The sequence below is a fragment of the Pectobacterium atrosepticum genome (genome assembly GCA_019056595.1).
In the GTDB taxonomy this organism is placed as follows: Bacteria; Pseudomonadota; Gammaproteobacteria; order Enterobacterales; family Enterobacteriaceae; genus Pectobacterium; species Pectobacterium atrosepticum.
This window is the reverse complement of sequence record CP036163.1, coordinates 2,096,371-2,110,257: the sequence shown is the minus strand read 5'-3', so window position 1 is coordinate 2,110,257 and position 13,887 is coordinate 2,096,371. Positions and strand designations below refer to the sequence as shown.

Annotated in this window: 11 protein-coding genes; 8 read left to right on the top strand and 3 right to left on the bottom strand. The window is 50.8% G+C overall.

The genetic code is table 11. The annotated features are described in order from the left end of the window. Positions 1 to 124 precede the first annotated feature (124 nt). The 4 genes from thrL to DCX48_10125 all read left to right on the top strand — a co-directional run bounded on the left by thrL (position 125) and on the right by DCX48_10125 (position 5,042). The gene (gene thrL / locus DCX48_10140) at positions 125 to 211 is read left to right on the top strand and encodes a thr operon leader peptide (protein ID QXE17210.1); all 87 of its coding nucleotides are present in this window, start codon (positions 125 to 127) and stop codon (positions 209 to 211) included. Between the two features lie 146 nt (positions 212 to 357). After that, positions 358 to 2,817, top strand: a complete 2,460-nt coding sequence (gene thrA / locus DCX48_10135; GenBank protein QXE14834.1) for a bifunctional aspartate kinase/homoserine dehydrogenase I — start codon at positions 358 to 360, stop codon at positions 2,815 to 2,817. 2 nt (positions 2,818 to 2,819) lie between these two features. Then, positions 2,820 to 3,749 carry a homoserine kinase gene (locus DCX48_10130; GenBank protein QXE14833.1) on the top strand — a complete coding sequence of 310 codons (930 nt, stop codon included), beginning with the start codon at positions 2,820 to 2,822 and terminating at the stop codon, positions 3,747 to 3,749. Between the two features lie 3 nt (positions 3,750 to 3,752). After that, positions 3,753 to 5,042: a threonine synthase gene (locus tag DCX48_10125; protein QXE14832.1), complete on the top strand. Its 1,290-nt coding sequence runs from the start codon at positions 3,753 to 3,755 to the stop codon at positions 5,040 to 5,042. A 62-nt stretch (positions 5,043 to 5,104) separates the two neighbouring features. On the opposite strand, the gene yaaA is transcribed toward DCX48_10125, so the two are convergent. Further along, positions 5,105 to 5,878 carry a peroxide stress protein YaaA gene (yaaA, locus tag DCX48_10120; GenBank protein ID QXE14831.1) on the bottom strand — a complete coding sequence of 258 codons (774 nt, stop codon included), beginning with the start codon at positions 5,876 to 5,878 and terminating at the stop codon, positions 5,105 to 5,107. A 303-nt stretch (positions 5,879 to 6,181) separates the two neighbouring features. Between yaaA and tal the strand changes: the two genes are divergently transcribed. Beyond that, complete coding sequence (tal, locus tag DCX48_10115) at positions 6,182 to 7,135, top strand: transaldolase (protein QXE14830.1); 954 nt, start codon at positions 6,182 to 6,184, stop codon at positions 7,133 to 7,135. Between the two features lie 75 nt (positions 7,136 to 7,210). On the opposite strand, the gene DCX48_10110 is transcribed toward tal, so the two are convergent. Then, on the bottom strand, positions 7,211 to 8,299 hold the full coding sequence (locus DCX48_10110) for a GGDEF domain-containing protein (protein ID QXE14829.1): 1,089 nt from the start codon (positions 8,297 to 8,299) through the stop codon (positions 7,211 to 7,213). 391 nt (positions 8,300 to 8,690) lie between these two features. Here DCX48_10110 and DCX48_10105 point away from each other — a divergent pair, with 391 nt between their 5' ends. Together DCX48_10105 and DCX48_10100 are read left to right on the top strand one after the other, a co-directional pair. Continuing rightward, positions 8,691 to 9,278 carry a molybdopterin adenylyltransferase gene (locus DCX48_10105; protein ID QXE14828.1) on the top strand — a complete coding sequence of 196 codons (588 nt, stop codon included), beginning with the start codon at positions 8,691 to 8,693 and terminating at the stop codon, positions 9,276 to 9,278. A gap of 127 nt (positions 9,279 to 9,405) precedes the next feature. Continuing rightward, positions 9,406 to 10,743 (top strand): MFS transporter, encoded by a 1,338-nt coding sequence (locus DCX48_10100; protein ID QXE14827.1) that lies wholly within the window; start codon positions 9,406 to 9,408, stop codon positions 10,741 to 10,743. A 113-nt stretch (positions 10,744 to 10,856) separates the two neighbouring features. Here DCX48_10100 and DCX48_10095 read toward each other — a convergent pair whose 3' ends face one another. After that, complete coding sequence (locus tag DCX48_10095) at positions 10,857 to 11,432, bottom strand: acetate uptake transporter (protein QXE14826.1); 576 nt, start codon at positions 11,430 to 11,432, stop codon at positions 10,857 to 10,859. A 461-nt stretch (positions 11,433 to 11,893) separates the two neighbouring features. On the opposite strand from DCX48_10095, the gene dnaK reads away from it, so the two are divergent. Next, positions 11,894 to 13,801, top strand: coding sequence for a molecular chaperone DnaK (gene dnaK / locus DCX48_10090; GenBank protein QXE14825.1), 1,908 nt, complete (start codon positions 11,894 to 11,896; stop codon positions 13,799 to 13,801). Positions 13,802 to 13,887 lie beyond the last annotated feature (86 nt).

Sequence of the window (13,887 nt, the reverse complement as noted above, 5' to 3'; positions counted from 1 at the left end):
TTATCCCTGTTTTGGTAGTGTGTTCTGCGGTGGGTGTTTTTTGTTCAGCGAGAAGAAAAAAAAGAAATCCGTTGACTTCAAAGGGCGATTAACCTAACTAATAGGGCAGATAACTCTACTTCTAATGAGACTCGATTTTAGCATGCGCACTATCAGCCTAATCACCACGATTATTACCATCACCGATACAACCAGTAACGGTGCGGGCTGACGCATACAAAGATTCCAGAAAAAGCCCGCACCGAACAGTGCGGGCTTTTTTTTTATGGCAGGTTATCCCTCAACGTCGTCTGTAAGCGGCATACAAAAAACGTTTTTAGCGTTTTGGTTGGCAGAAATTCAGGAGAAAAGATAAAAATGCGAGTGTTGAAATTTGGCGGGACTTCAGTAGCGAATGCGGAGCGCTTTGCCCGCGTTGCCGACATTATCGAAAATAACGCGCGCCAGGGACAGGTCGCTACCGTATTGTCCGCGCCGGCGAAAATTACCAACCATCTGGTTGCCATGATTGAGAAAACCGTCGCCGGACAAGATATCCTGCCTCATTTAAACGACGCCGAAACTATCTTCTCTTCGCTGCTGCAAGGTCTTGCTGCATCCCAGCCGGGTTTTGAACACGCCCGCCTGAAGGCATTCGTGGAACAGGAATTCGCACAGCTGAAACACGTCTTGCATGGTATCGCTCTGCTGGGGCAGTGTCCTGACAGCGTGAATGCCGCGATCATCTGCCGAGGGGAAAAACTGTCTATTGCCATCATGGAAGCGGTCTTTCAGGCGCGCGGCTATGGGGTATCCGTCATCAATCCGGTCGAAAAACTGCTAGCGCAGGGACATTATCTCGAATCTACCGTCGATATCACTGAGTCGACTCGCCGTATCGCTGAAAGCGCGATCCCGAAAGATCATGTGATCCTGATGGCAGGCTTTACTGCTGGCAACGACAAAGGCGAGCTGGTGGTGCTGGGCCGCAACGGTTCAGACTATTCCGCTGCGGTGCTGGCTGCGTGCCTGCGTGCGGACTGTTGTGAGATCTGGACCGATGTTGACGGCGTTTATACTTGCGATCCTCGTCAGGTGCCGGATGCCCGATTATTGAAATCAATGTCCTATCAGGAGGCGATGGAGCTGTCCTATTTCGGCGCCAAAGTTCTCCACCCTCGCACCATTGCTCCTATCGCCCAGTTCCAGATTCCCTGTCTCATCAAAAACACTGAAAATCCTCAGGCTCCCGGTACGCTCATCGGCATGGACAGTACCGATACACAGTATCCGGTGAAGGGCATTACCAACCTGAACAACATGGCGATGGTTAACGTATCCGGCCCCGGCATGAAAGGTATGGTCGGCATGGCAGCGCGCGTGTTTGCCGCGATGTCGCGTGCGGGTATCTCTGTGGTGCTGATCACGCAGTCATCTTCTGAATACAGCATCAGCTTCTGCGTATCGCAGAACGAGCTGGCGCGTGCCAGAAAAACGCTGGAAGACGAGTTCTATCTGGAACTGAAAGAAGGCGTGCTGGAGCCGCTGGATGTGATGGAACGTCTGGCGATCATCTCTGTGGTGGGCGATGGCATGCGCACGTTGCGCGGTCTGTCTGCTCGTCTGTTCTCTGCGCTGGCGACGGCAAACATCAATATCGTGGCTATCGCACAGGGCTCGTCCGAGCGCTCTATCTCTGTCGTAGTCAACAATGATGTCGCCACGACTGGCGTGCGCGTTGCACACCAGATGCTGTTTAACACCGATCAGGTGATCGACGTGTTTGTTATCGGCGTCGGCGGCGTGGGTGGTGCACTGCTGGAGCAAATTCACCGCCAGCAGCCGTGGTTGAAAGACAAGCATATCGACCTGCGTGTGTGTGGGATCGCCAATTCTAAAGCCATGCTGACCAACATTAACGGCGTTTCGATGGACACCTGGCGTGAAGATCTGGCAAAAGCTCGTGAGCCGTTCAATCTGGGCCGTCTGATTCGTCTGGTTAAAGAGTATCACCTACTGAACCCAGTGATTGTCGATTGCACCTCGAATCAGGCTGTTGCCGATCAGTATGTGGATTTCCTGGCCGACGGCTTCCACGTGGTGACGCCAAACAAGAAAGCCAACACCGGGTCGATGAATTATTATCATCAACTGCGTAGCGCCGCATCGAAATCCCGTCGTCGTTTCCTGTATGACACCAACGTCGGTGCAGGTCTGCCGGTGATCGAGAACCTGCAAAATCTGCTGAATGCGGGTGATGAGCTGATTCGCTTTACCGGTATTCTCTCTGGCTCGCTGTCCTTTATTTTCGGTAAACTCGATGAAGGCATGTCACTGTCGGAAGCGACGACGCAGGCGAAAGAAAAAGGCTATACCGAACCCGATCCACGTGACGATCTGTCTGGTATGGACGTGGCGCGTAAGCTGCTGATTCTGGCGCGTGAAGCGGGTTATCAATTGGAGCTGGGTGATATTGAGGTGGAGTCCGTTCTGCCTATCAGTTTCGATGCCTCCGGCGATGTCGCCAGCTTTATGCAGCGCCTGCCGGCGGCAGACGATGAGTTTGCCAGCCGTGTTGCACAAGCGCGTGATGAAGGTAAAGTATTGCGCTATGTCGGCGTCATTGAAGAAGGTCGCTGTAAGGTCAAAATCAGTGCGGTTGGCGGTAACGATCCACTGTTTAAAGTCAAAGATGGTGAGAATGCGCTGGCGTTCTACAGCCGTTATTATCAGCCACTGCCGCTTGTATTGCGCGGGTATGGCGCGGGTAACGATGTTACCGCTGCTGGTGTGTTCGCCGATCTGCTGCGCACCTTGTCATGGAAGTTGGGAGCATAATTATGGTTAAGATATATGCACCTGCATCAATCGGTAACGTCAGCGTCGGATTTGATGTGCTGGGTGCGGCCGTTTCACCTGTAGACGGCTCACTGCTGGGGGATTGCGTCTCTGTTGAGGCCGCCGATCTGTTCAGCCTGCGTAATGAAGGGCGTTTTGTTAGCAAACTGCCGGACAACCCGAAAGAAAACATTGTGTACCAATGTTGGGAGCTGTTCTGTCAGGAAATTGGCAAAACCGTGCCCGTGGCGATGACGCTCGAAAAGAACATGCCGATTGGCTCGGGGTTAGGTTCCAGCGCCTGTTCTGTCGTTGCTGGACTGATGGCGATGAACGAGTTTTGTGGCAAACCGCTGGATGACACTCGTCTGCTGAGGCTGATGGGCGAGCTGGAAGGGCGCATTTCCGGCAGCGTTCACTACGATAACGTTGCGCCGTGTTTCCTCGGCGGCGTCCAATTGATGTTGGAAGAAAACGGCATTATCAGCCAGCCAGTGCCATCGTTCGATGACTGGCTGTGGGTTATGGCGTATCCGGGGATTAAAGTCTCAACTGCCGAAGCGCGTGCGATTCTGCCTGCACAATATCGTCGTCAGGATTGTATTAGCCACGGTCGCTATCTGGCGGGCTTTATCCACGCCTGCCACACCGGACAGGCCGAGCTGGCGGCGAAACTGATGAAGGATGTTATCGCAGAACCTTATCGCACTAAACTGCTACCCGGCTTTGCTGCCGCTCGTCAGGCTGCTGAAGATATCGGCGCGCTGGCCTGTGGTATTTCCGGCTCTGGCCCAACGTTATTCTCCGTCTGCAACGACATGGCGAGCGCACAGCGTCTGGCCGACTGGCTACGGGATAACTATTTGCAGAACGATGAAGGTTTTGTTCATATTTGCCGTCTTGATAAGACTGGCGCACGACAACTGGGATAACGCATGAAACTGTACAACCTTAAAGATCATAACGAGCAGGTCAGTTTTGCTCAGGCTATCAAGCAAGGGCTCGGGAGCCAGCAGGGTCTGTTCTTCCCGCTGGAGCTGCCAGAATTTGAGCGTACTGAAATTGATGCTTTGCTGGATCTGGATTTTGTGACCCGCAGCAGCCGTATTCTGTCCGCTTATATCGGCGATGAAATTGCGACAGAAACCGTGTTTGAGCGTGTAAAAGCGGCCTTTGCATTCCCAGCACCTATCGCGCCAGTTGAGGACGATGTCGCAGCACTGGAGTTGTTCCACGGCCCGACGCTGGCCTTTAAAGATTTCGGCGGCCGCTTTATGGCGCAAATGCTGACGGAAGTCTCTGGCAACGAAAAAATTACCATTCTGACGGCAACCTCTGGCGACACCGGCGCTGCCGTGGCGCATGCCTTTTACGGTCTGGAAAATGTCCGCGTCGTGATCCTGTATCCGCAGGGCAAGATCAGCCCGCTGCAGGAAAAGCTGTTCTGTACACTGGGCGGCAACATTCACACCATCGCTATCGACAGTGATTTCGATGCTTGTCAGGCGTTGGTGAAAAAGGCGTTTGATGATGAAGAACTGAAAAAGGCGATTGGCCTGAACTCAGCGAACTCCATTAACATCAGCCGTCTGCTGGCGCAAATTTGCTACTATTTTGAAGCCGTTGCACAACTGCCACAGGAAGCCCGTAACCAACTGGTCGTTTCTGTGCCAAGCGGTAACTTCGGCGATCTGACCGCCGGTCTGCTGGCGAAATCGCTGGGTCTGCCGATTAAGCGTTTCATTGCGGCGACTAACGCCAATGACACCGTGCCGCGCTTCCTGAGCCAGGGTAACTGGGAACCGCATAAAACGGTGGCAACGTTATCCAACGCGATGGATGTGAGCCAGCCAAACAACTGGCCGCGCGTGGAAGAATTGTTCCGCCGTAAGAACTGGCAGTTGAAAACGCTGGGCTTTGGTGCGGTGAGCGATGACACCACGAAAGAAACCCTGCTTCAGTTGGATGCGTTAGGCTATGTCTCCGAACCGCATGCTGCAATTGCTTACCGTCTGCTGCGCGATCAGCTGCAAGCTGGTGAGTTTGGCCTGTTCTTGGGTACGGCGCACCCGGCGAAATTCAAGGAAAGCGTAGAAGAGATTCTGGGCAAAGAACTGGATCTGCCGGAAGCGCTGGCTGAACGTGCCGATCTGGATCTGCTGTCGCACAACTTCCCGGATGATTTCGCACCGTTGCGTGAGTTCCTGATGTCCCTGCCAGAATAAGATTGTAGCGATAAAGAGCGAATGAGAAGGGCGGAGAATTCCGCCCTTTTTACGTTTCCGACTTACTGCTCGTGGCGCTTAAACACCAGCTCATCAGCCGAAGAATCTGCTGCTTCAAAAGCGTAACCTTCCAGATTAAACGCTTTCAGCTGCTCTGGTTGGGTCAGGCGGTTTTGAATAATGAAACGGCTCATCAGGCCGCGCGCTTTCTTCGCGTAGAAACTGATGACCTTAAATTTACCGTTTTTCTCATCCAAAAAGACGGGTTTGATCAGCCGGGCATTAAGATTTTTCGGTTTGACGGCTTTGAAATATTCATCCGATGCCAGATTAATCAGCACGTCGTCGCCTTGAGCATGTAACGCTTGATTCAGTTTTTCGGTGATGGTGTCGCCCCAGAAACTGTAGAGATCTTTACCGGCTTTATTTTCCAGTTTGGTGCCCATTTCCAGCCGATACGGCTGCATCAAATCCAGCGGCCGCAACACGCCATACAGACCTGACAGCATACGCAGATGCTGCTGGGCGAAATCGAAGTCATCCTCGCTGAAACTTTCTGCGGCTAATCCGGTATAAACATCGCCCTTAAATGCCAGCAGCGCCTGACGCGCATTCTCTGGCGTGAAATCGGGGTGCCACTCGCTAAAGCGGCCTGCGTTCAGGTCAGCCAACTTATCGCTGATGCTCATCAGAGAGGCGATGTGTGCTGGCGTCAGTTTTTTACACACGCTAATGAGCTGGCTGGAATAGTCCAAGAGCTCTGGCTGGGTATAGCGCGTCGTTGCCAAAGGACTGGTGTAGTCGAGCGTTTTTGCGGGTGAAATAGTAATAAGCATGCGCCATGTCCTGTCGGTCTGATTTTTGATGTGCCCACTATAGCAAGAACCCGATAAGAAAGTGGCGATGGCTACAATAGCCTCATCTTCCAAGACGCTTCGTTTTTCAGACGCTATGATTTCAACTGGGTAATAGATAGGGCTGTGCGGACAGGGTTAACAGCTGGCTTGCACGGGAAAGTGCGCGTGTTATTATCAGATTTCGGCGCGAAATAGACGGCCACCAGATTAGATAACAAGTGGATTCATATACGAGCTATTTTCATTCACGAGCACCACGTATAAACAACGAGACATGCCAACATGACGGATAAACTGACTTCCCTACGCCAAGTGACCACGGTTGTAGCTGATACCGGCGATATTGCGGCAATGAAACTGTACCAACCGCAAGATGCGACCACCAACCCTTCACTGATTCTGAACGCTGCGCAAATTCCTGAATACCGCAAGCTGATCGACGAGGCTATTGCCTGGGCGCGTGAGCAGAGCAGCGATCGTAAACAGCAGGTGGTGGATGCCACGGATAAACTGGCGGTCAATATTGGTCTCGAAATTTTAAAATTGATCCCCGGCCGTATCTCTACAGAAGTGGATGCGCGTTTGTCTTATGACACCGAAGCCAGTGTGGCGAAGGCGAAGCACCTGATCAAACTGTACAACGATGCGGGTATCAGCAACGAGCGTATCCTGATTAAACTGGCCTCAACCTGGCAGGGCATCTGCGCGGCAGAGCAACTGGAAAAAGAAGGCATCAATTGTAACCTGACGCTGCTGTTCTCCTTTGCTCAAGCGCGTGCCTGTGCTGAAGCTGGGGTGTTCCTGATTTCACCGTTTGTTGGTCGTATTCTTGACTGGTACAAAGCCAATGGCGATAAGAAAGAATTCGCGCCGCATGAAGATCCAGGCGTGGTTTCCGTCAGCGAAATCTATGACTACTACAAAGAGCACGGCTATGAAACTGTCGTGATGGGCGCGAGCTTCCGTAACGTTGGCGAGATTCTGGAACTGGCAGGGTGTGACCGCCTGACTATCGCTCCAGCCCTGCTGAAAGAACTGTCAGAAAGCGAAGGCGAAGTGGTGCGTAAACTGTCTTATGTTGGTGACGTGAAAGTTCGCCCAGCGAGAATGACGGAAGCTGAGTTCTACTGGCAGCACAACCAGGATCCAATGGCGATTGATAAACTGGCTGACGGGATCCGTAAATTTGCTATCGACCAGGAAAAACTGGAAAAGATGATTGCAGATTTACTGTAAGCATTCTGCTGATAAAAATAGCCGGGATTCCGGCTATTTTTTTGTCTGCGATTTAGTGTCGCTGAGGGGGGAAACCTATTTTGCCGTCGCGTTACGGGTTTTCTTCGCGACATAAAGATTATCATCGGCACGTTTCATCACTTCGATTAAATCTTCTCCAGTGGCATGGTATTCAACCAGCCCGATACTGACTGTTAGCCTGATTTTCCCTGTGGTTGTTTCACAAGGTGTCTCGCTAACGCGTTCTCTTGCTTTATCAACGATGGTATATGCATCGTCTAATCCGGTATTCGGTAATACGATTGCGAATTCATCACCGCCAATACGACCAAAAATATCTTCGCGGCGAAAGGATTTTTTGAAGGTGTCAGCAACAAACTTCAGGGCATCATCACCGACGCTATGGCCGAAGCTGTCGTCCACTTGCTTAAAATAGTCGATGTCGATAAGAATAACGCAAACGGGACGCTTGGTCAGATTAGCGATACTAAACGCCTTATTGGCTGCCAGAAAGAATGCGTCTCGCCGTAAATAGCCAGTGAGATCGTCATATCTGGCAATGATGGGTAATTCTATCAGGTATTTTTTCGCCAGCAGCGACAGTAAACTGCCCAAGATAGCGGAAAGTAAGACGATGCTCAGAATGATTATCGCGGAACCAGGGGATGTGAGCGTATAAAAAAATGAAGGGGACGGTGTCTCTGACGTAGTTCTAATCCGAATACCCAATAGTTCGTCCGTGGGCGATAGCACTGGAAATATGATAGTAAGGGTGCCTTTCCCTGCATATTCACCAATTGATGGCAGTTTATTCTGGCAGATGCGAATAATTGCCATATCATTAAATGTGAGATCGGATGATGATAGTCGATTAATACATTCGCTACGAACATCACGCGTATTAAATACCCATGCCCTCATCCGTGCAGAGACATAGGAGCCTGTTTTTCGCGTGATATCGCTCTCCGTTACCTCCCCGCCTGCATTATAGGATTCATAAGTCTTGATGGTGATGTCCAGATTTTGCCGTTCTACTTTCCATGCGTTTCTGCTTGCTTCATGAGTAAGAAAGATAGCGATAAAAAAGGAAATAAATCCAAACAGGAAGAAAGCTGAGGTAGGGTGTGAAAATAGCTTTAATATCTTATATTTAAGATCATTCATGGCGACTTCCTTGATAAGGCTTTTTTACTTATTGTGATACTAAAGAAGTGCTTTAATTTTATCATATTATTTGATTTTACGTGATGTTCTGTCGTGGCGGATCTCATCCTTTTTCTCTTTAATATATCGGCTTATTTCATCCGCTCTTAATGGGTAAGCGATCTTTTTTATTTGCCTGCTATTTTTAAATTTTAATTGCGTCGCGGTATTATTAATTTAAGTAATTTTATTGCTTTTTTTTGAGACGACAATTAATAACTATTATCAAGTTTCGTATCACACATGGCGTGAAATCACGGATGTTGTGTGAATTTCCTCATGAGAGATAATTGTTTGTTAAAAGCCTTCAATATCCTGATAAAATTGGTTTTTTGTTTAAACTGAGGTGCTTATGAACGTATTGCGTATTGGTTTGGTCTCCGTATCCGATCGCGCTTCCAGCGGGGTTTATCAGGACAAAGGCATCCCAGAACTGGAATCCTGGCTCAGTAGCGCCCTGACCACGCCTTTTGAAGTGGAAACTCGACTGGTGCCGGATGAACAGCCGATGATTGAACAAACGCTGTGTGAGCTGGTGGATGAACGCGGCTGTCACTTGGTGTTGACGACCGGAGGCACAGGGCCTGCGCGTCGTGATGTGACGCCGGATGCCACACTGGCCGTTGCCGATCGTGAAATGCCGGGGTTTGGTGAGCAAATGCGGCAAATTAGCCTGCGTTTTGTTCCTACCGCAATCCTCTCCCGTCAGGTTGGCGTGCTGCGCAAGCAGGCGCTGATTATCAATTTGCCGGGGCAGCCCAAGTCGATTAAGGAAACGCTGGAAGGTTTAAAAGATGCTGATGGCAAGGTGATTGTGGCCGGTATTTTTGCCAGCGTACCGTATTGCATCCAACTGCTGGAGGGGCCTTACATTGAAACCAATGTGGATGTGGTAGCAGCTTTTCGCCCTAAAAATGCCGTGCGCGAAATAAAAGACTGAAGTTAGGCGATTTGAAACATAAGATTCAGCTTTGCTGGTGTATAAAAATTTTGCCGATATAGTAATTTATACTTTACATACTGCGGTGACGTTCCTCTTTTCTCACTCTGGCAATGCACGGTAACTTATGACTCAGGATCAACACGCCCATCCTCGCCGGTTGAATCGGCAGGACTATAAAACGCTGTCTCTGGCTGCGCTGGGTGGCGCGTTAGAGTTTTACGATTTTATTATTTTCGTCTTCTTTGCTGCTGTGATTGGCGATCTCTTCTTCCCGCCGGACATTCCTGAATGGCTGCGGCAGGTACAGACGTTCGGTATTTTTGCCGCAGGCTATCTGGCTCGCCCGCTTGGGGGCATCATCATGGCCCACTTTGGCGATAAGAGCGGACGTAAGAAAATGTTCAGCCTGAGCATATTGCTGATGGCGTTACCGACGCTGGCAATGGGCCTGTTGCCGACCTATGAAGCCATAGGTATTGCGGCCCCGCTTTTGCTGCTGTTAATGCGTGTTTTGCAAGGGGCAGCAATCGGCGGGGAAGTCCCCGGTGCGTGGGTCTTCGTTGCGGAGCATGTGCCTCGCGCCCGTATTGGATTTGCCTGCGGTACGCTGACTGCCGGTTTGACCATGGGGATCCTGCTGGGTTCGCTAATTGCGACGCTGCTGAATACGGCGCTCACACCAGAGCAGATGTTGGGCGGCGGTTGGCGTCTGCCGTTCTTCATTGGCGGGGTATTTGGCCTTGTGGCGATGTATCTGCGCCGCTGGTTACAGGAAACGCCCATTTTTATGGAAATGCAGACGCAGAAAAAACTGGCAGAAGAGTTGCCGTTGAAATCGGTCGTCTTAAATCATAAACGTGCGGTTGTGGTTTCAATGCTGCTGACCTGGCTGCTGTCTGCGTGCATCGTCGTCGTTATTCTGATGGCCCCGACCTACTTGCAAAAAGTTCACGGTATTCCTGCTGCGCTGGCATTGCAGGCAAACTGTCTGGCAACAATTGCGCTGATGGTGGGCTGCGTCGGTTCTGGGCTGTTGGTTGATCGTTTTGGTGCCAGTAAACTGTTTATTGTAGGTAGCCTGTTGCTGGCTGCATGTAGCTGGTTTTTTTACAGCTCGGCGGCAAGCAGTACGACGTTGCTCTTTGTCAGCTATGCGATTGTAGGGCTCAGCGTTGGCGTGGTTGGCGGCGTGCCTTATGTCATGGTGCGGGCGTTTCCGGCTGCCGTGCGGTTCTCGGGGATTTCTTTTTCCTACAACGTTTCCTATGCCATTTTCGGTGGCCTGACGCCCGTCTTCGTCACGCTGATTATGAAGGTGACGCCGATGGCACCGGCATTCTATGTTTTGACACTGGCCGCTGTGGGATTACTGTTGGGTGTTTATTTGCAACGCGATCTGGATGCTGATTCGCGTACTTCTGCCGATAGCAACGCGCACGATCGTTCACCCGTCGAAGTTTAATCGTACTTTATCGTCATCGAAAACAAACGAGCCCTGTCAGGTTGACAGGGCTCGTTAGCATTTAGCGCGAATGAGTGCTTACAGACGCGTCAGAACTTATATTGCATCAAAACTCAGTGGGACGCGCCACGTGCACCAATTGGCAGTACGGTGCGGCCAAACTTCTCGTTCAGCACTTCAGCCATTGCCAGATAAATGGCGCTAGCACCACAGATGATGCCTTCGTAACCCGCGAAGGTCAGCATTGCGTGGTTGCCAGTAAAGTTACCCACGGCCAGCAGAGCAAACAGCACAGTCAGGCTGCCGAAGACAAACTGCAGTGCGCGGTTGGTTCCGAATGTACCGAAGAACATAAACAGCGTGAATATGCCCCACAGGCCAAGGAATACGCCGAGGAACTGAGCGTCGCTGGCTTCCGCCAGACCCATTTTTGGCAGTACGAGAATGGCAACCAGCGTCAGCCAGAATGCGCCATAAGACGTAAACGCGGTCACGCCAAACGTATTCCCTTTTTTATATTCCAGCAGGCCAGCCAGGATCTGGGCAATACCGCCGTAGAAGATACCCATGCTGAGAATGATGGAAGAAAGTGGGAAAAAGCCTGCGTTGTGCAGGTTCAACAGAATAGTGGTCATCCCGAAGCCCATCAGTCCTAATGGACCAGGATTTGCCAACGTGTTCGTGCTCATAAATCCTCTGCAATAACAGATTATTAATAGTCCCTTCGCGTCGGGCGCGGCATTAAGGTTAGCGGATGCGCCAATCACGTTGGGATAGGTGTCGTTTAGGTGTTATTGCCCGCCATTGTGTAGGAAAATGTTCCCATTTCTGCGGCGAGCGCGGCATCATATCGGGCGTTTGGAGTGGACACAACATGGGGAAGGCAGAATAGTTTGATCGTACGAGGGATAAAGGTCATTTTTTTTCATCTTCCCCCTTGATGATAGAAATGTTGGCCCCATCTTATTTCCAACCGAAACAGTTTGACCTGCCGCAAAGGCAAGTGTTGGGCCGTTACATCGGTGGTTAGCATGAAAATGAAACGTGTGCTGCTGATGAAAAACGAGAAATCTTGTTGAAAAACGACATTTCGCCCGCACAGTAGGTTTAACCACCATACCGAATATGACTTTTTAGTGGAGATGTTTAGATGGGTAAGATTATTGGTATCGACTTGGGTACAACCAACTCTTGTGTCGCGATTATTGACGGTACTAAAGTAAAAGTACTGGAAAATAGCGAAGGCGATCGCACCACGCCTTCAATCATTGCTTATACGCAAGATGGTGAAATTCTGGTTGGCCAACCGGCTAAACGTCAGGCAGTGACTAACCCTCAAAATACACTGTTTGCTATCAAGCGTTTGATTGGCCGTCGTTTCAAGGATGAGGAAGTTCAGCGTGATTCCAACATCATGCCGTACAAAATCGTCGCAGCTGATAATGGCGATGCATGGCTGGAAGTGAAAGATCAGAAAATGGCTCCGCCACAGATTTCAGCTGAAGTGCTGAAAAAAATGAAGAAAACGGCGGAAGACTATCTGGGTGAGACAATCACCGAAGCGGTTATTACCGTACCGGCTTACTTCAATGATGCACAGCGCCAAGCAACCAAAGATGCTGGTCGTATTGCTGGTCTGGAAGTCAAACGTATTATCAACGAACCGACAGCGGCAGCACTGGCCTACGGTCTGGATAAAGAAGTCGGCAACCGTACTATCGCGGTTTACGATCTGGGCGGCGGTACGTTCGATATCTCCATCATCGAAATCGATGAAGTTGATGGCGAAAAAACTTTCGAAGTTCTGGCAACCAACGGTGACACGCACCTGGGTGGTGAAGACTTCGATAGCCGCATGATCAACTATCTGGTTGACGAATTTAAGAAAGAGCAAGGTTTCGACCTGCGCAACGATCCGCTGGCAATGCAGCGTCTGAAAGAAGCCGCAGAAAAAGCCAAGATCGAGCTGTCTTCTGCGCAGCAGACCGACGTTAACCTGCCGTACATCACGGCGGATGCTACCGGTCCTAAGCACCTGAACATCAAAGTGACGCGTGCGAAACTGGAATCACTGGTAGAAGAGCTGGTGAACCGTTCTCTTGAGCCGTTAAAAGTGGCGTTGCAGGATGCTGGCCTGTCCGTTTCTGAGATTCAGGACGTGATTCTGGTTGGTGGTCAGACGCGTATGCCTCTGGTGCAGAAGAAAGTCGCTGACTTCTTCGGTAAAGAGCCACGTAAAGACGTGAACCCGGACGAAGCCGTTGCCATTGGTGCTGCGGTTCAGGGCGGTGTCTTGTCTGGTGACGTGAAAGACGTTCTGCTGCTGGATGTGAGTCCGCTGTCTCTGGGTATCGAAACCATGGGCGGCGTGATGACCGCGCTGATCGCCAAGAACACCACGATCCCGACGAAACACAGTCAGGTGTTCTCAACGGCGGAAGACAATCAGTCTGCGGTAACGATTCATGTTCTGCAGGGTGAGCGTAAGCGCGCGCATGACAACAAATCTTTGGGTCAGTTTAACCTGGATGGTATTCAGGCTGCACCGCGCGGTATGCCGCAGATCGAAGTCACTTTTGACATCGATGCGGATGGTATCCTGCACGTTTCCGCGAAAGACAAAAACAGCGGCCGCGAGCAAAAAATCACCATCAAGGCATCTTCTGGTCTGAACGAAGAAGAAATTCAGAAAATGGTACGCGATGCAGAAGCGAATGCTGAAGCTGACCGTAAGTTTGAAGAGCTGGTTCAGGCACGTAACCAGGGCGATCACCTGCTGCACAGCACGCGTAAGCAACTGGAAGAAGTGGGCGATAAACTGGCTGCTGATGACAAAACTGCCATTGACGACGCACTGAAAGCGCTGGAAAGCGCGCTGAAAGGCGAAGATAAAGCAGAAATCGAAGCGAAAATTCAGGCACTGGTTCAGGTTTCCGGCAAGCTGCTGGAAGCGTCTCAGCCACAGCCTGGTGCTGAAGGTGCCGCTGATGATGCCTCTGCTCGTCGCGACGACGATGTCGTTGATGCTGAGTTTGAAGAAGTAAAAGATAAAAAGTAATCGCCCTTAAGCGGGCGCAATAGCAGCTACAGGGCTATTGCTGGCAATCAGCACGGGCGTCGAGGAAACTCTGCGCCCGTGCACGC